Below are 22,972 nucleotides of genomic sequence, written 5' to 3'. Positions count from 1 at the left end.
GGGGACTCCACGAGTCTACGGAAACTGGTGTCCCCTTGTTTTAAGCCACCGGTTCGGGGAGGAGGCCTAGCGCAGCCGCGTTACCAAGCAAGCCATCGCGCACCAGACGAACGTCTTCATCCGTACCCAAAAGCTCAAAGCGATAGACATAGGGCACCTTACATTTAGCTGCGATCGTGTCCCCAGCTTTGCCAAAATCAAGGCCGAAGTTAGAGTTGCCTCCCGCGATAACCGCACGCAGCAGACTTCTATTGTGCTCATTGTTAAGGAAGCGGATCACTTGGGCTGGAACTGGCCGTGTATTACCACCGCTTATCGACGCTCCCCCGCCATACGTGGGACACACCAATACGTAGGGTTCATCCACAACCAACTCAGGGGAAGACTTATGCAATGGGATTCGTTTGGCAGGAAAACCTAGTTTCTGCACAAACCTCTTTGTGTTCTCCGTTGCAGAAGAAAAATAGACGACGAGCATCTCCAGCTGCCTTCCTCAACATTGCGTGCTTGCTCTTATGTAAAAAGCCCAAGCAAGACCTGTTGTCTCGCTCGGGCTTTCTTAGAAGTCTCTGACCCCCTTGCGGCGTGCAGAGGAGAAAGTCATTAGGCGACCTGCGCCACCAGCGAGCTGATGCGCTCAGGACGGAAGCCTGACCAGTGCTCGCCATTCACTTCAACGACCGGGGCCTGGAGGTAACCAAGAGCCATCACATAGTCGCGGGCCTCATCGTCGATGCTGATATCTACGAGCGTGTAATCAAGTCCTGCACGATCGAGAGCTTTTTTGGTGGCATTGCATTGAACGCAAGCTGGCTTGGTGTAGACGGTGATCGACATGGCGCACAATTCCTAAATCTTGAGCAAACGGTCCCTAGGACCGAAACGGCTTAATTAACAACCTAACGTTGTCACCCGGAGAACATGCGGTGTTCTATGCAAGCAGCACCACAGCAGAGGGGATACGGGCGGAAATTATCTATTTCCGCTGTTCTCCGAGCCGTTCCGGCGACACAAGAAGACACTATACTTAGTGGTTAAAATACGCAACAGGCACAATATATAGTAGTTACATCAAGGGAATTCCCAGCACGGCATTTGCCCCCGCCACTACATCTAGCGGGTCACCCTCCATACCGATTGATCAAAAGTTACAACAAAATTTTTCCCAACTGACATAAGGCCAGCTCATCCCCCCATAAAAAATTTTTCGTTATAGAAAAGTTATAGAGCTACGCAGTGTCCCGCGGGAGAACCCTAGCCAGACCCCAGACATAGCAAAACGACCACCCCGAAAGGTGGTCGTCTATAAAAAATATCCTAGCCCTGGCGAGCCTTGAAACGAGGATCCTTCTTGTTGATCACGTAAACTTTGCCGCGGCGACGGACAACCTGAGCGCCCGGCTTGTTCTTCAGCGACCGAAGGGATTTGCGGACCTTCATCGGGCGCTCCTTTCTTCTCCAAGAAAAGCCATAGAGAGGCTTCACGGTTATTTGGGCATTTTCCCACTCACGTGCTTTCACACAGGAGGAAAACCTGCCATGACACGAGGAATGATGTTATCGTACCCAGCACGTAAATACCAAACTCTAGCGCCCAGCTCCCTCCGATCCGCTGATCTCACCTCATTTTCTCTTCCGCACAGCACTCGCCGGGAGAAAAACTAAGATGGCACCATGGACACACTACGCGACACCATCAAGAACCGACTCCGCACCCGATCAGCCATCGATCCGGCTGAAGAAATTACGGCGCGCGTGGATTTCCTAGCGCAATATCTTTCCGCATCCGGCGCGCGAGGTTTTGCCCTCGGCATCTCTGGAGGACAGGACTCGACCCTGGCGGGACGCTTAGCCCAATTAGCCGTAGAGAAACTACGAAAAGAAGGGTACCCTGCAGAGTTCTGGGCGATCAGACTACCGTACGGCGTCCAGGCAGACGAGGAGGACGCCCGCATCGCTCTCGCATTCATCCGACCAGATCACAGCGTCACCATTAACATCAAACCCGCCACAGATGCTTGCGCAGCAGATGTTGCACAAGCCCTGGGGTTAGAAACGCTCAATGACTTTAATAAAGGAAATGTAAAAGTACGCCAAAGAATGATCGCACAGTACGCTTTGGCCGGCGAAAAGGGGCTCCTAGTTATTGGCACCGATCATGCCGCCGAAAATGTCACGGGATTTTTTACCAAATTTGGCGATGGCGCAGCCGATATCCTCCCACTCGCGGGATTATCTAAGCGTCAAGGGGCGCAGCTTTTACAAGCCCTTAACGCCCCCGATTCCACATGGCTCAAAGTCCCCACCGCAGACCTGGAGGAAGAGCGCCCCGCGCTTCCCGACGAGGTCGCCCTCGGAGTAACTTACTCCGACATTGATACATACATCGAAGGCTCCGGCGAAGTATCCGAGAAAGCCGCCGCCCGCATCGAACACTTATGGAAAATCGGCGAGCATAAGCGCCATCTACCGGTAGAACCAGGCGATACGTGGTGGCGCCGATAAGCTTATTACCGCTAGTAGCGTTCCGGCTCTTCACCAAAAGTAAATGCGCGTCCCGATAACTCTATGCAGGGAATACAAATAAAATTGTATTTTAATGTCGGCAGCCATGGGCGCAGATCAAGAGACTCTGCATGGTGAATTTCAGCAGTGTCTTTCACCACATACGCAGTGCCGCGAACAACCACAGACCAACCAGATTCTTCATTAAAATGATCAACCTCAAAGAGCACCTGGGGGTTTAGGTTCACGGTAAACAGTTTTGTGCCCTCCGCCGTACGTAAATAAATACGCGGCCCTCCCTGCGAAGTATCTACGACGTAATTCACCGGAAAGATATCCATATCGTCTTTACGCCGAACTACGATCCGGCCAACAGGCTCGCCGCGGAGCCTTTCTATGATTTCGTCCTGCCCTAATACCCTTATCGCCTCAGAATTGTTATCCATGCCACCTATGATCCCAGCGACACAATAAAAAAGGGCGGCCTTTATCTAACTGAAATTATATTAGTCACATCTAGGGGTGGCTTAGAAACAGCGAACAACTCCGCCGTCTCCATCAACCATCCCGACGAATGGCGGGTTATTAAACTCCCATTGGTCCACGACCTGAGACAAAACAGCCATCTGCGATTCCGACCACAGGGCTGCCAACTCGGCACAATCTGCGGTTTTTGTGGTTTCCTGCTCCAACTCGCGAGCAATCAGCTCTTGCGCGTAGCTACGGAACCCCTTCTCCCCTGGCTCTGAAATCCACGCCCACACGAGATCCGCGGCGTCTACAAAAATGGTCGTCCTTTTATCCGGCCGCTCGTGTTCATCAACGTTTGCCAGCCCGGAGCGGTAGGTCTCAAACTCGCGTATCCAATGTAACGCCTCGCCGGAAATCAGCAGCTGCGTCAGTCTTTCAACATTCTCCCGCGATATGGCTCTCTCACCGTACATGCGGTTTATTGTCGCATACCTATAAATCCAGAACACAGACACACAAGGGTTGCCGACCCCCGCCATAAACCTTAGTATCTAAGCATGAGTGAAGATACTAAGAAATGCACATTCAATCAGGAAAGCCACTACGCAAACTTTGCCGCTGAGGTATTCACGTTGCTCTCGGACGCCACACGCGTGCGGATCATTCTGGCGTTGAGGGATGCAGAAAAATCCGTCAACGAGCTAGCTGAAGAAATCGGTAAATCCCCCACGACCACCTCACAACACCTGGCAAAACTACGCTGGGGCAAGATCGTCGAGGCTCGTCAAGATGGCAATCGAGTGTTTTATCGGCTTATCGACGCCCACGCGCGCGAACTTGTGACGCTCGCCGTATTCCACGCTCAGCGATGCGTAGTAAATACCGCCCCAGCTCATCATCGAAACTCTGACGGCTCTATTACTGCTGATGCCACGCCCCCTGGTGCTCTGCGATGAGTACCACCTCAACAGAAATGCGTAGCTTATGGCAACGCATTGATCATAAAGACCTCGCTCGGGTCATATTCGTCGCGCTCTGCGCCGTAGCTCTTATCCTAGGGTTAACCTGGCCACGGCCGATGCTCCCAGCCATCGCTTTTCTTGGCCTGATAGTAGGCTGCTGGCCGATCGCACTCGAGGCGTTCAAGGATCTGCTCCAGCGAAAAATGAGCATGGAGCTATCCATGTTTATCGCAATTGTCGCATCGGCCGCTATTGGCGAGTGGATAACAGCATTGGTTATCACTGTATTCGCCCTGGCAGCAGAGATACTGGAGGATCTCTCCCTGGATCGCGGCCGTGAGGCCTTGACGGACCTTATGACGTTCCTCCCCGAGACCGTGCAAGTCCGACGTGGCGATGAGGGCGACGAGGTCACCTTAGTGCCTTTGCATGAGGTAGTTGCAGGGGACACTGTGGTCGTGTCACCAGGCGGGCGCATACCAGTTGACGGAACCGTTGTTTCCGGCAAATCAAGTGCTGACCAATCGCGTATCACCGGAGAACCCCTTCCCGTAGATATTACGGTCGGCGATTCGGTATTCGCCGGTTCAGTCAACCAGGTCGGCGTGGTCGAGATCCGTGCGCAAAAAGTAGGAACAGAGTCCTCCTATGGACGAATCATCGCAGCAGTAGAACAGGCCCAATCGACCGAGCCGCCAGCGCAAAGACTCGCCGACAAACTAGCAGCATGGCTAGTGTATTTTGCCTTATTCAGTGCTGTGCTTACATACCTTATTACCCACGATCTCAAGGCCACGATTGCAGTGGTAGTGGTCGCTGGCGCTTGCGGCATTGCCGCCGGTACGCCTCTCGCAGTCTTAGCCGCCATCGCCCGCATCGCCAGAAATGGAGCGTTTATCAAAGACGGCGCCCATCTTGAGGCGCTTTCTAGCGTCGATACAATCATTTTTGATAAAACAGGAACGCTTACCACCGGCGTCCCTACGGTCGTGGAGGTCGTGCCGTCGACAAGCATTGACCGCGAAGAGCTGCTTACGCTGGCTGGAACAGCTGAATCTTATTCCGAGCATCCGCTGGGGCAGGCCGTGGTCGCATATGTTCGCGCGCAGGCAACCGTTCCCTGGTATCAGGTGCGCCGGATACGATTGATGCCCACGGTTCCGCTACTGCCGTTCACATCAGCATCGACGGACACTATGCAGGCACGATTCTCTTAGCTGATGCCATCCGCGACTCCGCACAATCCGCCATTGCGGGGCTGAAGAAACTCGGACTACGAACCATGATGCTCACCGGCGACCAGGAGATCGCGGCACGGGCCGTCGCAACCGAGCTAGGTATCGACGAAGTCCACGCAGGGTTGCTCCCCGACGACAAACTCGCTATTATCGACGCCCAACGCGCTGCCGGACGCACGATTGCAATGATCGGCGACGGAGTCAACGACGCACCCGCTCTAGCGCATGCCACCGTGGGGATCGCCATAGGATCAGGCACCGATATCGCTCAAGAGAGCTCAGACGTGGTCCTCATTAGCTCTGATCTCAACGACCTTGCGCACACTGTCCACGTGGCCAAACGTGCCCGAAAAATCATCATGTTCAACTTCATCGGCACTCTTGCCGTTGACATTCTTGGAATGATCCTTGCCGCGTATGGACTGCTCTCCCCCGTATTTGCAGCATTCATCCATGTTGGTTCAGAAACTGCTTTTATCCTCAACTCAGCTCGGCTCATCCCGCGGCGGCGCTAGGGGGCTCGTGGGGTTGGACGACGCGGGATGGTATTTCCGCGATCGATTCGTAGCCCAAAATACTCGACTCTTCCAAAGACTACCGGCTCGCCGAAAAACCGCACGGCCCGCATTCTGGAGCTATCACTTGGGAGTTGGGGCGGCGGTGGCCTCAGTAGAGACTTGGAAGAACATGCACAAAAAGGTGACCATTTCATAAAAACAGGGGGGACCTCAAAGGTGCACTCCTGCGGGTGAGACGCACGCAACAAAAGGCACGCGCTGGCTAACATGCAGATAATCTTCCCCTTGCAGGTCAATGTATAAAGTAGCCCTGAACTAGCTTTTACCAAAAATTTGAATACAATGCACGGTCGCTAAAACGACCATATATGTAACGAAGGTTTTACATAATGCTCGGCAGTTCACCTCCGCCCCCTCGGAAAAAATTCACGTTAAAACTGATACTTGCATGGATAGCCGTCGCGCTAAGCGGCTTCGTCCTCCTTGGCGCTATCTTTGCCCCAAACTCCATAAAAGACGCTTTAGGCACAGCGATCGTAGCAATATCTATAGGACTCCCTGGGGTTTGGTATCTCATTCACAGTCGGCGTAAATCTCACGGCGCTCCCCCCCTAAAACACCATTGGGGGAAAATTGCTACCACCAGTATTGTCCTTTTCTTTGTAGGTGGTTCCATAATTCCGACACAAGCAAAGCAAGAGCCCGCTTTGCCTTCACCTTCAACATCAACAACAGCTCCTACTACCAAAGCCACTACCTCATCTACGAGGAGCACTACCTCATCCACTAGCTCCGTATCCACCGCCTCATCTACATCGACAGAGCCTTCATCTACGACTACAAAAGAGGCTGCGCTTCCGGCTCCAGCCTCTGAGATTGTAGATGAGCGTCCCGTAGGTTTTGCCGGAGTGCCAGACCGACAACCCCCCACACCAGCTCCAACTCCTGTACAGCAGTTTGTCGCACCTCCACCGCCACCTGTCAACAACCCGCCAGCACAGCAAAACTACGTACACCCAGGGGGCTTTCTGTAATGGCGGGAGTGGCATCAGTAAGAGGGGCGTCCCCATGACCTGTGCGCCAGGGAAGGATGGCAGGAACCGCTGGAAATCCGCCGGTTAACCCCTATGTTCAAGCCTCGGGAGGATGCTGAAAACTCCATGACGGCTACATCGACGCCATAGCATACGAGATAGAGGTCACCCACACTTAGTTGAAGCGTGAAAGAACATGCACGAAAAGACCTCGGCGCAGGTAGCAGGGATGGTTTGGGTTTTCTGAAAAGTAAACACCCTCCACGATAAATTTTGTGCTACTTGGTGTTGTCTTTTTGTTTTGCTGCGCGGCCATCTGAGTCTTGATAAAGACCTAATGCTGTGGCCACCACAAAGTTCGAGTAATTCAATTGCGGTGCCTAACTCATTCCTCTCAAGAGCGGCACCGCTTGAAAAGTAACCGATAAAGCTAAGCGTCATGATTAGAAAACGCACGACATGATTAACTTTTGCCTGTGTGATTTGGGCATTCCACAAATCATGGAACGATCTAGGCTCACTTTGACTAGCATCGACAAGCGCCGCTTTATCGCTTACAGCCGAAGTAGAGTTCGGCTACGCTTCACCGTTTAGACGAGCAGGGTCACAGTCAATTTCCTCGGTCACTTTGAGAGCAACCTTACAAGGCTTAGCCGCATCTACGCTTTGATTATCTCAAGACCGAGTAAGCACGATATGTGCTATCCGTAGCGATATCGGCAGCACTCAAAACCGGTTCGTCATTTTGAAATTCCCTATCCAAATGGGACCGGGCTCATGGGTAACTTCGAACAACTACACAGCACCCATATTCTCAGCCTTATTTCAAACTCTATCTAGAGCAACTTTGAGCTCAATATCCTGAGTGTTCACCAATAACAAACACACCACCGCGTGCGTCGTCACGTGCATAACGTTTGATGTTGCCCTTACTAAAACTACAAAATTCACCCCAGGCCGAGTACACAACCTCCCCATAATCCCATGTGGAAGTTACTTTTCCCAACAGCGGTTGCTTAGCGATCTTTTGATACCTGCTTGCGACGAAGTGCAGAAGCTTTTGCAGCTTCATAGTGCTGTATGCCATTAACCACCGTCCCAAACCTTAAATAAACCATATAAAACAATTAATCGAAACGGTGGAAAATGTACATATCAACATTTCGTCTGTAAGGTTTCTATAAGATACCGGAAAACGCTTATCTTTTTCACAAGAAAAATGGTCTCCGGTATCCACCAAAAAATTTCTGTTTAAGTACGTGGAACAAAACAACCTAAGAATGTTCCACTCCATTAACCAATTTTTGACGATGTGGAAAAACATGATCCTCTCACGTAGGAAAACCGCAGCAGTCAAAGGACTATTTCATCATCCTTTACTCGCGCTGCTTTTTGTCTTACTCCTTATAGCAACAGCTGTCCCCCTCTTAATCCACAACTCCCCTAGAGCCGCAGCAGAAGCAACCTGTACAGGCGGCAAATGGGAAAACGTGCGGTGGAAAAACGGCAGTCCCAATGTCAACAGCAACACATATGTAGGGCCCAGTAACTTCGCACAAGTTGAATTCGACTGGACGGCCGATAAAAACGCTACGGCCGGCAGCAGCTTCGAATTTAAACTACCCAGCCAATTAAAAGCCGTAAACACCGGAACCGTCGTCCTGACAGACAATAAGGGCGAGGCCGTTGCCACCGGCACATGGAAGGGCGATAAATTCATCATCACGCTCACTGATTTCCAGGATCGTCATTTTGACGTCCACGGCACCGCTTACGTCGCTGTCGCATGGAACATAAACAGTAAATTTGATGGCCAGTTGGATTTTACTGGTTGTGGCACCGGTCAACTGAACGGAAAATTTGAGCAGCGTGAGAGCGGTTTATTCCATGACGATGGAAAAATCGGAGAATACCGTGGATTTGATGAGAAAAACAAGGTTCATATAATCCACTGGTCTGTCGGTATCGACCCGAAAAAGCACAAAAACGAAGGACATGGCGGCCAAGTCCTAGTAACGGATGATGCCCCTGACGGATGGAAATTCGCCTGTGACGGCAAATACACCAACGGCTACGCCCCTGTCTACGTTTCCTCTTTCATTGCAGGATCCAACGGGCCGATCCGCCACGCAATTTATCCAGCCAACGGATATCCGCCAGCCGCCGGTACCCTCAATGGGGTAACGGGCATCACATCTGAAACTATACCTCCGGGGCATAATTACACGTTGAATTGTACTGAACAACACGTGTACGTTCAGTTCCCCTATGGTCTGTCCGATCAGTCCGGCCCCGTCTTAACACTGACAGCTTTCACCGAAACCAAACCTAAGCCCGGTAGTACCGTCACCAACAAAGCCAAGATTGACAATGTTGACGTTGAGGGTCATGTTGTGTTCCCTGATGCTGGCGGACAAGGCCGCGGCAGCAAAGGCGGCTTCACCCTAGAAAAACTCGTCGTAGGAACCGAAGCAGACAAAACCAAAGAATTCACCTTCGAATACGAATGCACCGGTTCGGCCGCCAAAGACATGAAAAAAGGCACGATTACCCTCAAACACGAGGACTTTACGCATGTGAGCGGCTTGAACAAAGGCCTCAAATGCAAGGTAAAAGAGAACACCTCTGAGAACAAAGACGGCCGAAAGCTCACCACATCTTGGATCATCACGGATAAAGATGAAAAAGTCAGAAGTATTGGTTCAGCCTCTGAAGTCGACTTCACCGTGGATTCCCCAGAAGAGGAAGCTATCCACGTTGTTGTTACGAACAAGTACGAGCAAAACGGTGAATTCTCCCTCAAAAAGAAAGTAGAGGGTGTGAAGACCGACAAGAAGTTCAAGTTCGAGTGGGTATGTACCACCGATAAAGGTGCCCAATACCGCGGTGAAAACACTCTCGCGGATGGTGAAGAGACAACAATTACAGGTCTACCTCTTGACTCAACCTGTAAGGTCACGGAAACCCCTGTGAGTATCAAGGGTCATACGCACATGCTGCGCTGGTTGAGCAATGGTGAAGAAAGCGGTTCTAAGAATCCGTTTACGCTTACCCCTCGAGATAGGGCAAACCAGGCCAAGCTGGTTGTTACTGCGGTAAATAAGTACACTCCGGCGGACTCCACAACAGGTGGCTTCACCTTAGAGAAAAAGGTTGAAGGCCTCGATGCCGACCAGAAAGATAAAGAGTTTAAGTTCACCTGGCAATGCCGTGTCGACGAAAAAACAGACCCTGTTATAGGAAGCACAAAGCTTAAGGCCAACCAAACCTTCAAGGTTGACAATTTGCCGGTTGACTCGACCTGTACGATTGCTGAAACCGAGGCTGAGGTGGATGGTTATAAGCACGCTATCCAGTGGTTCACCAACGATGAAGAAAGAAATGTCAATCCTGTTACTGTGACCCCGCGGTCAGAGGATGACCAAACCCCATTGGTTGTAAAAGCTGTGAACTCTTATACCCCTGTAGTTCCTCCTGTACCAACCACGGTGCCGACCACGTCTTCGTCCACGTCTTCAAAGACGACGGAACCAACCACCACGTCATCCACATACACAAAGACCACGGAGCCAACCACATCTTCATCCACGTCAACTAAGACGACCGAACCAACTACGTCTTCGTCCACAACGACAAAGACCACAGAGCCGACCACCACATCATCCACAACAACAAATAGGATTCCCCCAATCATCCCTATTCCTATCCCTATTCCGATTCCACCAGCACCACAGCCACCGGCACCAACACCAGCACCACAGCCACCGGCGCCGACACAACACGCAACTCCCTCAGTACCAACCCTGCACTCCTCAGCGGCACCACAACCTGGTACACACAAAAACACTGGTACGCACAAAGGCAAAGGAGTCTTAGCAAAAACAGGTGCATCCGTAATCTGGATTCTTATAGCAGCTATCCTGTTCGCTGGTATCGGTGGACTTATCCTCTACCGGGCGATAAGTAAAAACAGCCGTTAATCCCTACTAGCGCAGTGGTCATCGTTCCCCTACTGACCACAACATATAATGTGGCCCCTACCTTAATCACACAAGGTAGGGGCCACATCCACAGAGCAAGGGCCTCCATCAAAAATACGCACATCAAAGCCACCGCGTGGCACTGCGACAATATCCCAGGCCCCGTAGGTATGTAACAAAGCCGGCGAGGTTAAACGTCCATAATCGCCTCAAGCACAGCATCAGACAGAAGGCACTTCTCCTTCGGCTTCCAACTGGCCGATACTGCCTTTATCTGAACGGGGTTTGTGGGGATTAGTTCACGCTCAACCGCACACATCAATGCGAACCTGAGGCACTTGTAAGAGCACTGGTTCATCGTGATCGTCAAATAATCCACATTGCTTGAACCCACCACCGGTAAACATCTGCCTTTGCTAAGTCCACAAGACAAAAATCACGCAATACACACACGTCTGCATCCTTGTTACCAGGCAGGATAAGGTCAGTAATCCGGTTTCCCTCACCCGCCGGGAAATTCTGCATAGTAAAGCACCGAGACGGCACAGGACGTTACCCCAGCATTGCTTCAGAGGTGTCCAGTCCTCCAGCTCGATAGCGCTATGTTCATTAAACAGCCAACCATCTGCATCTAACTGTGCGACGAATGAATACCCCGTCTAGTGATCTTCCCGAACGCCCTCCACGTTCGTTTCTTACCCGGCATAGCGCTTCCTTGTTTCCATATAGGGAACCGGAAAACTTTCCCTACCCTTTCGATTTTTCATACCCCACATGCCCCACTTACGCCATAGCGATAACACACCACTGGCCAGCACAAACAAAGCAAAACCCCTGGTAGATAACTACCAGGGGAAATACAACCTGTGGAGCTAACGGGATTCGAACCCGTGACCCCCACACTGCCAGTGTGGTGCGCTACCAGCTGCGCCATAGCCCCAGATATGAACTCTCGCGAGTACGCGTCGTTCTTCTGTTCAAGATGGTAGTCATCGATGATGGATTTACCAAATTCTGGGCCGAGTACGGATGTACACGCACATCAACCAGCACAAATACCACAAAAAGACAGCGACCCTCTAAGGTGGCGTCGCTGTCTTATGTGTTCAGCTGTACTTAGGAAGTAGCCTGGGTGACCCAGGTATTGATCTTCTCGGTGACTTCCTTGCCGTCGATAAAGACGCGCGGTGAGGAAACTTTTCCGCTGTCTTTCTCTAGCTTGTCAGTATTAGCTTTAGCAGCGTCAAGGAAGTGCTGCTTTTCAGCACCATCACGAATCTTCTGTACTACACCATCAGATGCGCCGACATTCTTCGCTGCATTAGCAAAGTCCTCGTTGCTCCACTTCCCATAGATGCTGTTCTGTTCTTCCATGAGCAGAGTGCGGTAGTTCCAATAGGCATCCCATTCACCAGCGTTAGCAATAGCTAGTGCCGCTGCTCCACCTTTGCTGGAACTTCCGTCTTCGTTTCCGCGATCAAGGAAGTTAAGGAATCGTAGATTAACCACGATCTCGCCTTTTTCAATGGCTTCCTTCATCGGATTGTCCGTTGCTTTGCCTAGCTCGGCGCAGTGGGAGCAAGAGTAATCCTCGTATAGATCAATCTTCTTGGCATCAGACTTTACGTTTGCTGCCTTCAGCTGGATTGCGTTGTCCGTTACCTCACCTGTAAAAGAGATTGTTTCACGTTCGCGATCCGCAAATTTCTCTGCTTGGGCGCCCCGACCTTGGATCACGATAAAAGCGACCACAGCAATGACCACTACTAGAAGTGCCAGGAGAGCCCAGAGGAAACCATTGGACTTCTCAGTAGGGTTTTTAACCTTTTTAACGGAGGATGCACTACTCACTATTTTTACAACCTTGTTTCTTGTCGTTGTTCTCACCCACGAGCCCGTGCGCTCAGGCAAGGAAGAAGCATGGGTGATGTGAGCTTTCAGGCTCAACTGATGCAATGATACGTGGTCTCAAGGAGGTAGAGAAGACTCCTCCACAACACATCATGTTTTTATGCGTATAAAGCCCACTTTTTAAAAGGACGGTAAACCGTCCATAGAGACAGAATTACAAAGATAATGTCCCTGGCTATCACTTTTGCATAATCAGCAGCGGTGTTTTCTGTAATACCTTGTGGCCCAAAACAACCACAGTCGATGCTCAGACCTCGGGCCCAGGCCTGTGCAAGCCCAACGATGAACAAAAGCATGACAAAGGTGGAAACCCAGCTTGCTTTGCGTAGGAATATTCCCAGCAGCAATACCACACCACCAGCGATCTCCAAGGGGCCGATAATCATGGAGATCCAGTTAGCCCACGTATCGCTAAAAATCTCATAGGCTTTTACCGATTGGGCTGTCTCTAGATGCGACCCAACTTTAGAGATACCCGCTGAGATCCAGATATAAGCCATAAAGAAACGTGCGAAGAAGCTCATGGCGTCTAAGGCCATAGTCTTTTTGGAACGCTTCATTGTAGTTTCAGACACAAATCTAGACTCTAATGCAACTTTATGGCAGAGGGAAGTGCTGGACAGAAAACATTATTTCACCAGCACTTAGTCTCACCAGCAGGCTTCTTAAGCTTGTAGTATCTCATCTACAAGCGCCTGCGCCTCCTTTTGCACCTGCTGTAGATGGGATTCTCCAAGGAAGGATTCGGCATATATTTTGTACTTCTGTTCCGTCCCTGAGGGCCGCGCAGCAAACCAGGCGTTGTCCGTAGTCACTTTAAGCCCACCAAGTGCCGCACCGTTGCCCGGCGCATGAGTGAGCTTCGCGGTAATACTTTCGCCTGCGAGCTCGATGGCCGAGATGTCCTCGGGAGAAAGCCCTTTCAATATTGCTTTTTGTTCGCGGCTGGCGGGGGCGTCGATACGCGCGTAGATAGGCGCACCGTAGTCTTGCGTTAGTTCCCTATAGCGTTGCGACGGGCTCTTCCCAGTCACCGCGGTCATTTCCGCTGCTAGTAGATTGAGAATAAGTCCGTCTTTGTCCGTAGACCACACAGTTGCGTCCTGGCGTAAGAACGATGCTCCTGCGGATTCTTCACCGCCAAATCCCACGGAACCGTCTACGAGCCCGGGTACAAACCATTTGAAGCCCACGGGAACCTCGATAAGCTTGCGCCCCAGGTTATTCACCACCCGATCAATCATCGACGATGAGACAAGGGTCTTGCCCACGGCAATATCCGTGGGCCACTGGGGACGGTGAGTAAACAAATAATCAATGGCAACCGCCAGATAATGATTTGGGTTCATAAGACCAGCATCTGGAGTAACTATTCCGTGCCTATCCGCATCGGCATCGTTACCGGTAGATATATCGAACTGATCTCGGTTGTTTACCAACGATGCCATCGAATTGGGTGAAGAGCAGTCCATCCGGATTTTTCCGTCAGTGTCTAAGGTCATAAAACGCCAGGTGGCGTCTACAAGAGGATTAGTAACCGTCACATTAAGCTTGTGATGCTCAGCGATCGCTCCCCAATAATCCACTGATGCTCCACCCATGGGGTCCGCACCGATATGTAGCCCGGAGTCTCTTATGGCTGCGATGTTAACCACGTTTGGCAGATCTGCAACATAAGACTCTAGGAAATTGTATGTGCGCGCCCGCGGGTCGAGGACACCTTGCACAGGAACGCGGTGAACTCCGCGCAGCCCCTCGCGGAGCAGCTGATTTGCCCGATTCGCGATCCAGTCTGTGGCATCCGTGTCCGCTGGCCCGCCGTGAGGAGGATTATATTTAAAACCGCCGTCGCGTGGTGGATTATGAGAAGGCGTGATCACGATTCCGTCGGCACGCTTTGTCGTGGTGCCTGCATTGTGCGTAAGAATCGCGTGAGATACTGCGGGTGTTGGTGTGTAGCGGCCGCGGTCGTCGACAAGCACAGTTACATCGTTAGCCAGCAATACTTCAAGGGCAGAAACCATCGCAGGCTCGCTGAGCGCATGAGGGTCGCGCCCGATAAAGAGCGGGCCATCAATATTTTTACTCCGCCGATATTCCACGATGGCCTGCGTAATCGCGAGGATATGCTGCTCATTAAAAGCGGTGTCTAAAGAGGACCCCCGATGCCCAGACGTTCCAAAAGATACCTGCTGGTCAGGGTTATCTACATCGGGATGACGCGTATAGTACGCAGTCACTACTTCCGCAATGTCAATAAGATCTTGGGGTTGGGCCAATTGACCTGCACGCTCATGCGCCATGATGCTCCTTATTGTTCGCTCGGCATGTATCACTTCTATCTTTGCGTTTTTTATGCTCAGCACAGCCCCTTTTTGTAATTTTTTCTGACACGTCAGTCCACGCTTTTACGGAGTAGGCTTTCAGCTCATGGATAGAGTCCCTCTCTCGGTGGTTGTTGGTAGCGGAGCAGCTTTAGGAGCCGCTGCGCGCTTCCTCATTACCAGTCAGGTGTCGCTTATCGACGCCCCCTCCACCATCATGCTCATCAATATCGTGGGAGCAACACTTATGGGTTATTTCCGTCCGAGTCCATTCTGGGGAACCGGATTTCTCGGCGGTTTTACTAGTTTTTCTGCCTTCGCCCTCTATTTGGCAGCTCCGCAACTCAGCTGGTTTTCCGCAACCATCCTCTTCCTTTCCACTGTCTTCGGATGCATTGCCGGATGGATCCTAGGCAACGCCCTCGCTCACAGAAAAACAACCGCCCCATGACCCTCTACGCTCTCGGAGCTGTGCTACTTGGCGGGTTTTGCGGAGGAGTCTGCCGTTTATGGTTAGGTGCCTTGGGTCCCTATCGAGGAACTTTGGTGGCCAACGTTGCTGCTTGTATTGCCCTCGCCTGGGTATGGAAGAACGACCCATCCCAAGAAATTATCTTGTATACGGGCACGGGGCTTGCTGGGGCTTTATCCACCTGGTCGACTCTTGCCAAAGAGTTAGGAACAGATATTATCCAAGGTCGCTGGTTAGCTGCTCTTGGTTATCTGGCAATAACATGCGCGCTCGGTATCGGCAGCGCTCTCCTCATCCTGCACGTATAAAGCAATCTCGGGCCCACATAAAAGTGAACCCGAGATTGTTATGTTTAAACGATTAGTCCGCTATCGCATCCAACGGCGGCGTCTTAGCCGCGCGGCGCGCTGGCCACAGAGCGGCAACAACCCCCACTACCGCCGAGCCTACGAGTAGCCACACAATCTCTGCGACAGGAACGCTGATTGTGCCTAATCCTTGGGAAGAAAGGACTTTGAGGAACGCCCATCCCAGACCAAGACCGATCACGATACCCAGCACAGCACCATAAAGTGCAATCTGCACCGATTCAATAGAAATCATCGTTCGGATCTGTCTACGCTGTGTGCCCACGGCACGCAACATGCCTATCTCTTGGCGTCGCTCAATCACGTTCAGCGCAAGAGTATTGATGATTCCGATAATCGCAATGACCACGGCAAGGCCAAGGAGGGCATACAGAATATTCATCATCTGAGTGACCACTGAAGCTTGCTCGCCTGCATATTCTTTTGAGGTTTGGACACGTACCACAAGGAAATCCTCAACGGCCTTATTAAGCCCATCGCGGAGCTCATCGGTCGTTTTGGTTCCATCGCCATTCACAAACAACACTGAGATGGTCGAAAGGACGTTTTTCCCCTCGATAGTTTTGCTCGATGCAATAACATCACCCAAAATCTTGCTCTCAGAGAAACTACCGACGATCGTGGCATGAGCAATCTCTGTCCCGTCTTCCAGACGCAGCGGTACTTGATCGCCAATCTTTAAGTTATGTGCCTCCAAGTAGCTCTTTTTGGCTACCACGCGATCGGCAGCGGTAAGGTCGAGGCTTCCTTCAACGCCTTTAGCGTTGACAACATCGTCAATTTTTCCATTCACCAATGCGGTGCCGCGCGGGTGCGAGACTACGTCCAATTCTTCTGAACCCAAGGTGACTGGTGCAAAGCCCATTGATGTCACAGAGCCCACGCCTTCTGTCTCACGGACTTTCTCTTCTGCCTCAGCTGGCACGGGGAAGTGACCGCCCTGTGGACCAGACAGAATAAACTCTGCCTTGACCTCGCTAGTCACAAGGTCGCTGATGCTGCTCTTCATGGTCGCTGACAACATACCGATCGTCGTCACAAGAGCAACGCCCAAAGTGAGCGCAAACGCAGTAGTTGCAGTCCGCCTAGGGTTACGTCGAGAGTTAGTAGCCGATAGCTTGCCGACGGCCCCAAACGGCGCGCCCAGCACCCGTCCCAGGGCTCCGACGAGGGGAATACTCATTGCGGGCGAGGCGGCAAATACGCCAACGATCACGAACAAAGCACCTACGCCCACGGAAATCGCCCGAGTTTTAGTAGCTGCGTCCTCTGCAAAAATTCCTACTAAGGCAGCAGCGATACCTAGCCCGATCCCAATCACTCCCACGATAGTGCGGAGCTTCAAAGAACTCTCTGATGCGGTCTCCGTAGAGCGTATGGCTTCCACAGGACGCACAGCACCAGCGCGGCGAGCAGGAGCCCAGGCGCTCACCACAGTAACAATTGTTCCTAATGCCAATGGGAGAAGGACCGAGGTAACGGTAAGGCCCAAACCAGCTGCTGGAATTTCCATGCCAAACTTAGCCATCACAAACTGAATGAGCCTAACCAGCCCTATGCCTCCGAAGATTCCTATTATGGAACCAACGAGACCAATGATGATGGCTTCAAAAACAACCGAACGGGTAAGTTGCTTTTTGGACACGCCCAAAGCCCGAAGAAGCGCAAATTCCTTTAGCCGCTGGGCAACGATCATAGAAAATGTATTAGCGATGATAAAAGTGCCTACGAGAAGGGCAATAAGACCAAAGGCCACCAAGAAGTAGTTGACAAAGCTCAGGGCCTTTTTAATGGATCCAGTGATTTGCTCCGCTATGGCGCTTCCGGTGTCTACCTTGTACTGCGGGTAGGTGTCGGACAGGTACTTCACTAAGTCGTCAGAAGACATGCCCGCGCTTTTAACGATCACCGATCCAACGACCCCTTGGGTGTAATTAGCAAGATAGCCGTTCTCAGAGGTTAACAGGGTCAACCCAGGCGCATTGGATGAAGCAGGCACATAAGTGCCAACAACTTTGACTTCGCGTTGCCCCATCGGATCAATAACCAAAAGGGAATCGCCAATCTTAATGTTGTGCGCAGAGGCTGTTGTTGTTGCAATCACTACATCAGCGTCTTCTTTGGGTGCCGTTCCTTCCGCGATTTTCATCGGTCGGTTACTTGCACTGCCTTCTCCATGAAAAATGGAGACGCTGGCGCGCCCAGCACCCGTCTGAATAGCCTTACGGTCAGACGTTGCTACAACGACGTTGGTGGAACCATTGATGTCTACGGCTTGAACATTCTTGTCTGATCTCAGTGCTTCAATCTCCGCAACGGTGATTGGTTTCTCTTTACCCGAAACAACAGCATCTATACCCGCGAGGTTATCGTCCACTACCGCATCGAAGGATTCGCTCAAGGATGCAGTGAACATCAAAGAGCCAGAGACAAAAGCTGTTCCTAGAACAACGGCTAACAGCGTCAGAGCCAAACGGACTTTATGGGCCAAGACCGACCGTATGCTCACGCGAAGCATCGCTGTGGAGCTGTCCTTACTAGGGGAACTCGCCGGAGATGAAGGCTCTCTGCCTTTAACAGAATGCTGTCCCATCTATGTCAACTCCTCAATGGAGGCCATAGTTTGTAGGATCTCCTCGGTAGAAGGAGCACGCAGATCTTGAACAATCCGACCATCAGCAAGAAAAACTACCCGATCTGCATAAGAGGCAGCACGTGGATCGTGGGTAACTATGACTACTGTCTGTCCATCTTGGTCTACGGCGGTTCGTAGAATCGATAGAACCTCCGCCGAAGAATTAGAATCCAAGTTTCCTGTCGGCTCATCACCAAAGATGATCTCAGGTTGCGATACCAGAGCACGAGCGCACGCAACTCGTTGTTGTTGTCCACCCGATAACTCGGCTGGACGGTGTTTTAGACGCTGACTTAATCCAAGACGCTGTGTTACCTCTTCAAACCACTTTTGGTCGACCTTGCGCCCTGCTATGTCCCGAGGAAGTGTAATGTTTTCCGCTGCAGTGAGCGTAGGAACTAGGTTGAAAGATTGGAAAATAAATCCAAGTCGATCACGTCTCAGGGCCGTCATCTGTTTGTCTTTTAACTTCGAAAGATCAGTCTCCCCGATGAACGTCGACCCCGAAGTAATGGAATCCAGACCTGCCATGCAATGCATCAACGTAGATTTACCGGAACCAGAAGGCCCCATAATCGCAGTAAATTCATTAGTGGCGAATTCCACGTCGATGCCATCAAGGGCTCGGACCATGGTTTCGCCCTGCCCATAGCTTTTGTGCAGAGCAACTGCACGAGCTGCTGGCCTCTTAGAGTCGGTGATAGACATATAGAACTAATTTCCTATCTGGGGTTGTTTCCACGCTGCTACATCAAATCTGTAGAAGCGTAACAAGTCTATTCAAACCTCGAAGGCACAGTAGCCTCCCCACCAGACGGTTACCCCCTCTTTTATATTTCCCCTGTGTAGAAGTACTATATATACCCCTTTGCGCTCCCCCCGCTTTGTGTGTTTTTGGGTATGCAAAAAGGGGAGGGTGGGTGAATGAAAACACACGTTCTCATTCACCCACCCTCACCAATATCAAGTTTTGTGGTTGGCGGCGACCTACTCTCCCACACCCTCCCAGGTGCAGTACCATCAGCGCAATCGGGCTTAGCTTCCGGGTTCGGAAAGGGACCGGGCGTACCCCCGACACAATAACCACCAACACATCCATACAACACAACACATCACATGTCATGTCAGACACTGCACAGTGAACACAAGCAACAACACAAACACTCTTTTTTCAAACGCTCCAGGCACAACACATCCACACACAAATGGTTGTTTATCGGTAAATTAGTACCAGTCACCTCCAAGTGTTACCACTCTTCCAGATCTGGCCTATCAACCCCCTCGTCTCGAGGGAACCTCAAAAGAAACCTCATCTTAAAACAGGCTTCCCGCTTAGATGCTTTCAGCGGTTATCCCTTCCGTACGTAGCCAACCAGCCCTGCCACTGGCGTGACAACTGGCACACTAGAGGTACGTCCGTCCCGGTCCTCTCGTACTAGGGACAGCCTTCTTCAAGTTTCAACGCGCACGGCGGATAGAGACCGAACTGTCTCACGACGTTCTAAACCCAGCTCGCGTGCCGCTTTAATGGGCGAACAGCCCAACCCTTGGGACCTACTCCAGCCCCAGGATGCGACGAGCCGACATCGAGGTGCCAAACCATCCCGTCGATATGGACTCTTGGGGAAGATCAGCCTGTTATCCCCGGGGTACCTTTTATCCGTTGAGCGACACCACTTCCACAAGTAGGTGCCGGATCACTAGTCCCGACTTTCGTCCCTGCTCGACCTGTCAGTCTCACAGTCAAGCTCCCTTGTGCACTTACACTCACCACCTGATTGCCAACCAGGCTGAGGGAACCTTTGGGCGCCTCCGTTACATTTTAGGAGGCAACCGCCCCAGTTAAACTACCCACCAGGCACTGTCCCCAACCCAGATCATGGGCCAAGGTTAAGGTGCTCAATCCGATCAGAGTGGTATTTCAACTTGCGACTCCACCACACCTAGCGGCGCAGTATCACAGTCTCCCACCTATCCTACACAAACCGAACCAAACACCAATACCAAGCTATAGTGAAGGTCCCGGGGTCTTTTCGTCCTGCCGCGCGTAACGAGCATCTTTACTCGTACTGCAATTTCACCGGGCCTGTGGTTGAGACAGCAGGGAAGTCGTTACGCCATTCGTGCAGGTCGGAACTTACCCGACAAGGAATTTCGCTACCTTAGGATGGTTATAGTTACCACCGCCGTTTACTGGGGCTTAAATTCTCCGCTTCGACCCCCAAAAGAGATCTAACAGGTCCTCTTAACCTTCCAGCACCGGGCAGGCGTCAGTCCGTATACATCAACTTCCACGTTTTCGCACGGACCTGTGTTTTTAATAAACAGTCGCTTCCCTCTATTCTCTGCGACCACCATCAGCTCCATCAGTCTGTCACCAACAATGGTCCCCCTTCTCCCGAAGTTACGGGGGCATTTTGCCGAGTTCCTTAACCACAGTTCACCCGATCGCCTTAGTATTCTCTACCTGACCACCTGTGTCGGTTTAGGGTACGGGCCATAATGACACTCGCTAGAGGCTTTTCTCGACAGTACAGGATCACCAACATCCCCAAAAAAGGGTACGCATCACGCCTCACCCTTACAAGCAGCACGGATTTACCTATGCCACGGGCCACACGCTTACACCACAATCCAATAAGTGGCTCGGCTACCTCACTGCGTCACCCCATCACTTGGCTACTACCAACGAAGGTCCCACGCACAACCACACACACCCACACAAAGTATGAACACATGCAATTAATGGGCGGTTAGTACCACTGATTCACCACTTGTCGCATCACCACGGGTACCAGAATATCAACTGGTTATCCATCGACTACGCCTGTCGGCCTCGCCTTAGGTCCCGACTCACCCTGGGAAGATTAGCTTAACCCAGGAACCCTTAGTCATCCGGCGGAAAAGTTTTCCACTTTTCATTCGTTACTCATGCCTGCATTCTCACTCGCACACACTCCACACCCGGTCACCCAAATGCTTCACCACATGCACGACGCTCCCCTACCCAACCAACAAAAAGTTGACTGCCGCGGCTTCGGCGGTGTACTTGAGCCCCACTACATTGTCGGCGCAGAACCACTCGACCAGTGAGCTATTACGCACTCTTTCAAGGATGGCTGCTTCTAAGCCAACCTCCTGGCTGTCTTCGCGATCCCACATCCTTTTCCACTTAGTACACCCTTAGGGGCCTTAACCGGCGATCTGGGCTGTTTCCCTCTCGACCAACGGAGCTTATCCCCCGCAGTCTCACTGCCACGCTATAACATTACCGGCATTCGGAGTTTGGCTGACATTGCTAAGATTGTAGTCCCGCTCAACCAACCAGTAGCTCTACCTCCAGCAAGAAACACGCAACGCTGCACCTAAATGCATTTCGGGGAGAACCAGCTATCACGGAGTTTGATTGGCCTTTCACCCCTACCCACAGCTCATCCCCTCAGTTTTCAACCTAAGTGGGTTCGCGCCTCCACAAAGTCTTACCTCTGCTTCACACTGGCCATGGGTAGATCACCCCGCTTCGGGTCCAGGACATGCCACTAACAACACCCTCGTTAGGATTCGCTTTCGCTACGGCTACCCACCAAAAGGTTAACCTCGCGACATGCCGCTGACTCGCAGGCTCATTCTTCAAAAGGCACGCCATCACCCCACAAAAAAGGCTCTGACGGATTGTAAGCACACGGTTTCAGGTACTATTTCACTCCCCTCCCGGGGTACTTTTCACCATTCCCTCACGGTACTCATCCGCTATCGGTCATCACAAGTATTTAGGCTTACCGGGTGGTCCCGGCAGATTCACAGCAGATTCCACGAGCCCGCTGCTACTCGGGGACATGCACAACCAGCGCACACATGCTTTCACGTACAGGACTCTCACCTTCTACGGCAGGCGTTCCCACACCACTTCCGCTAACACATGCACAAACCAGCAAAAAGATGGCAGCCTTTTCACGCACACACCCCACAACACCACACACGCAACCCCTGCCAGGTATCACACGCACATGGTTTAGCCTCATCCACGTTCGTTCGCCACTACTAACGGAATCACAATTGTTTTCTTCTCCTACGGGTACTGAGATGTTTCACTTCCCCGCGTAAACCCCCACAACAGCTATGAATTCACTGAAGGGTAACCACACATAACTGCAGCCAGGTTTCCCCATTCGGACACCCTCGGATCAACGCTCTATTGGCAACTCCCCGAGGCCTATCGCGGCCTTACACGTCCTTCATCGGCTCATAATGCCAAGGCATCCACCGTGTGCCCTTAAAAAACAACACACAAATATGCAAACAAAAAATACCAAGAACTAAAAAGAATAAAGATTATTACTCGCGTCCACTATACAGTTCTCACACAACACAACCACCCACCACACCAACAACAACCCACACAGGATCACCACCAGCACAACAAGCAGCCACAAGAATCAACACCACAGTGCATCATCCCAGACACCCAACAGCATGCCAACACAACAAACAACACTTCCCACAATCAACACAACACACAACAACACACCATCACACAACCATGCACAGCCACCA

General features: G+C 51.6%; 20 protein-coding genes, 1 tRNA gene and 2 rRNA genes. 7 read left to right on the top strand and 16 right to left on the bottom strand.

The window, feature by feature from the left end:
• Window positions 1–40: 40 nt before the first annotated feature.
• From nrdI to ykgO, 3 genes are all read right to left on the bottom strand, one after another.
• Window positions 41–478 carry a class Ib ribonucleoside-diphosphate reductase assembly flavoprotein NrdI gene (gene nrdI, locus CpATCC19410_RS04790; protein WP_013242527.1) on the bottom strand — a complete coding sequence of 146 codons (438 nt, stop codon included), beginning with the start codon at window positions 476–478 and terminating at the stop codon, window positions 41–43.
• A gap of 125 nt (window positions 479–603) precedes the next feature.
• Complete coding sequence (gene nrdH / locus CpATCC19410_RS04785; RefSeq protein WP_013242528.1) at window positions 604–837, bottom strand: glutaredoxin-like protein NrdH; 234 nt, start codon at window positions 835–837, stop codon at window positions 604–606.
• Window positions 838–1,317: 480 nt separating this feature from the next.
• Window positions 1,318–1,440: a type B 50S ribosomal protein L36 gene (gene ykgO / locus CpATCC19410_RS04780; protein WP_003852698.1), complete on the bottom strand. Its 123-nt coding sequence runs from the start codon at window positions 1,438–1,440 to the stop codon at window positions 1,318–1,320.
• 234 nt (window positions 1,441–1,674) lie between these two features.
• On the opposite strand from ykgO, the gene nadE reads away from it, so the two are divergent.
• Window positions 1,675–2,505, top strand: a complete 831-nt coding sequence (gene nadE, locus CpATCC19410_RS04775; protein WP_014401351.1) for an NAD(+) synthase — start codon at window positions 1,675–1,677, stop codon at window positions 2,503–2,505.
• Between the two features lie 11 nt (window positions 2,506–2,516).
• On the opposite strand, the gene CpATCC19410_RS04770 is transcribed toward nadE, so the two are convergent.
• Window positions 2,517–2,951, bottom strand: a complete 435-nt coding sequence (locus CpATCC19410_RS04770; protein ID WP_013242530.1) for a pyridoxamine 5'-phosphate oxidase family protein — start codon at window positions 2,949–2,951, stop codon at window positions 2,517–2,519.
• Window positions 2,952–3,032: 81 nt separating this feature from the next.
• Entirely contained in the window at window positions 3,033–3,449 is a 417-nt protein-coding gene (locus CpATCC19410_RS04765; protein ID WP_013242531.1) for a hypothetical protein, read from the bottom strand.
• 84 nt (window positions 3,450–3,533) lie between these two features.
• On the opposite strand from CpATCC19410_RS04765, the gene CpATCC19410_RS04760 reads away from it, so the two are divergent.
• The 3 genes from CpATCC19410_RS04760 to CpATCC19410_RS10975 are packed head-to-tail and all read left to right on the top strand — an operon-like array spanning window position 3,534 to window position 5,691.
• Window positions 3,534–3,932 carry an ArsR/SmtB family transcription factor gene (locus CpATCC19410_RS04760; RefSeq protein WP_013242532.1) on the top strand — a complete coding sequence of 133 codons (399 nt, stop codon included), beginning with the start codon at window positions 3,534–3,536 and terminating at the stop codon, window positions 3,930–3,932.
• Complete coding sequence (locus CpATCC19410_RS04755; protein ID WP_013242533.1) at window positions 3,929–5,155, top strand: heavy metal translocating P-type ATPase; 1,227 nt, start codon at window positions 3,929–3,931, stop codon at window positions 5,153–5,155. Before CpATCC19410_RS04760 ends, CpATCC19410_RS04755 begins: the two co-directional genes overlap by 4 nt.
• Complete coding sequence (locus CpATCC19410_RS10975; protein ID WP_306486305.1) at window positions 5,059–5,691, top strand: HAD-IC family P-type ATPase; 633 nt, start codon at window positions 5,059–5,061, stop codon at window positions 5,689–5,691. The genes CpATCC19410_RS04755 and CpATCC19410_RS10975 overlap by 97 nt, the downstream gene beginning before the upstream one ends.
• A 598-nt stretch (window positions 5,692–6,289) precedes the next feature.
• On the opposite strand, the gene CpATCC19410_RS10855 is transcribed toward CpATCC19410_RS10975, so the two are convergent.
• Together CpATCC19410_RS10855 and CpATCC19410_RS04740 are read right to left on the bottom strand one after the other, a co-directional pair.
• Window positions 6,290–6,625, bottom strand: coding sequence for a hypothetical protein (locus CpATCC19410_RS10855; RefSeq protein ID WP_013242535.1), 336 nt, complete (start codon window positions 6,623–6,625; stop codon window positions 6,290–6,292).
• A 956-nt stretch (window positions 6,626–7,581) separates the two neighbouring features.
• The gene (locus CpATCC19410_RS04740; protein WP_014300914.1) at window positions 7,582–7,800 is read right to left on the bottom strand and encodes a Panacea domain-containing protein; all 219 of its coding nucleotides are present in this window, start codon (window positions 7,798–7,800) and stop codon (window positions 7,582–7,584) included.
• A gap of 187 nt (window positions 7,801–7,987) precedes the next feature.
• On the opposite strand from CpATCC19410_RS04740, the gene CpATCC19410_RS04735 reads away from it, so the two are divergent.
• Window positions 7,988–10,708, top strand: coding sequence for a DUF5979 domain-containing protein (locus CpATCC19410_RS04735; protein ID WP_014522755.1), 2,721 nt, complete (start codon window positions 7,988–7,990; stop codon window positions 10,706–10,708).
• A 366-nt stretch (window positions 10,709–11,074) separates the two neighbouring features.
• Here CpATCC19410_RS04735 and CpATCC19410_RS04725 read toward each other — a convergent pair whose 3' ends face one another.
• From CpATCC19410_RS04725 to pgm, 5 genes are all read right to left on the bottom strand, one after another.
• Window positions 11,075–11,233, bottom strand: a complete 159-nt coding sequence (locus CpATCC19410_RS04725; protein WP_014300916.1) for a hypothetical protein — start codon at window positions 11,231–11,233, stop codon at window positions 11,075–11,077.
• Window positions 11,234–11,575: 342 nt separating this feature from the next.
• Window positions 11,576–11,648: transfer RNA gene (locus CpATCC19410_RS04720), tRNA-Ala, on the bottom strand.
• Between the two features lie 176 nt (window positions 11,649–11,824).
• The gene (locus CpATCC19410_RS04715) at window positions 11,825–12,559 is read right to left on the bottom strand and encodes a DsbA family protein (protein ID WP_013242542.1); all 735 of its coding nucleotides are present in this window, start codon (window positions 12,557–12,559) and stop codon (window positions 11,825–11,827) included.
• 158 nt (window positions 12,560–12,717) lie between these two features.
• Window positions 12,718–13,179 carry a MauE/DoxX family redox-associated membrane protein gene (locus tag CpATCC19410_RS04710; RefSeq protein WP_013242543.1) on the bottom strand — a complete coding sequence of 154 codons (462 nt, stop codon included), beginning with the start codon at window positions 13,177–13,179 and terminating at the stop codon, window positions 12,718–12,720.
• A 105-nt stretch (window positions 13,180–13,284) separates the two neighbouring features.
• Entirely contained in the window at window positions 13,285–14,922 is a 1,638-nt protein-coding gene (gene pgm / locus CpATCC19410_RS04705) for a phosphoglucomutase (alpha-D-glucose-1,6-bisphosphate-dependent) (RefSeq protein WP_014522756.1), read from the bottom strand.
• A gap of 127 nt (window positions 14,923–15,049) precedes the next feature.
• Here pgm and CpATCC19410_RS04700 point away from each other — a divergent pair, with 127 nt between their 5' ends.
• Together CpATCC19410_RS04700 and CpATCC19410_RS04695 are read left to right on the top strand one after the other, a co-directional pair.
• Window positions 15,050–15,394 carry a fluoride efflux transporter family protein gene (locus tag CpATCC19410_RS04700; protein ID WP_013242545.1) on the top strand — a complete coding sequence of 115 codons (345 nt, stop codon included), beginning with the start codon at window positions 15,050–15,052 and terminating at the stop codon, window positions 15,392–15,394.
• Window positions 15,391–15,723, top strand: a complete 333-nt coding sequence (locus tag CpATCC19410_RS04695) for a FluC/FEX family fluoride channel (protein WP_013242546.1) — start codon at window positions 15,391–15,393, stop codon at window positions 15,721–15,723. Before CpATCC19410_RS04700 ends, CpATCC19410_RS04695 begins: the two co-directional genes overlap by 4 nt.
• Window positions 15,724–15,775: 52 nt before the next feature.
• Here CpATCC19410_RS04695 and CpATCC19410_RS04690 read toward each other — a convergent pair whose 3' ends face one another.
• The 4 genes from CpATCC19410_RS04690 to CpATCC19410_RS04675 all read right to left on the bottom strand — a co-directional run bounded on the left by CpATCC19410_RS04690 (window position 15,776) and on the right by CpATCC19410_RS04675 (window position 22,705).
• Complete coding sequence (locus tag CpATCC19410_RS04690; protein WP_013242547.1) at window positions 15,776–18,376, bottom strand: ABC transporter permease; 2,601 nt, start codon at window positions 18,374–18,376, stop codon at window positions 15,776–15,778.
• The gene (locus CpATCC19410_RS04685) at window positions 18,377–19,126 is read right to left on the bottom strand and encodes an ABC transporter ATP-binding protein (RefSeq protein ID WP_013242548.1); all 750 of its coding nucleotides are present in this window, start codon (window positions 19,124–19,126) and stop codon (window positions 18,377–18,379) included.
• A 266-nt stretch (window positions 19,127–19,392) separates the two neighbouring features.
• A 5S ribosomal RNA gene (rrf, locus tag CpATCC19410_RS04680) occupies window positions 19,393–19,509 on the bottom strand.
• Window positions 19,510–19,622: 113 nt separating this feature from the next.
• Window positions 19,623–22,705: ribosomal RNA gene (locus tag CpATCC19410_RS04675) — 23S ribosomal RNA — on the bottom strand.
• Window positions 22,706–22,972 lie beyond the last annotated feature (267 nt).

This window comes from Corynebacterium pseudotuberculosis, from assembly GCF_002155265.1.
GTDB lineage: Bacteria > Actinomycetota > Actinomycetes > Mycobacteriales > Mycobacteriaceae > Corynebacterium > Corynebacterium pseudotuberculosis.
This window is presented reverse-complemented; position numbering and strand designations above follow the sequence as displayed.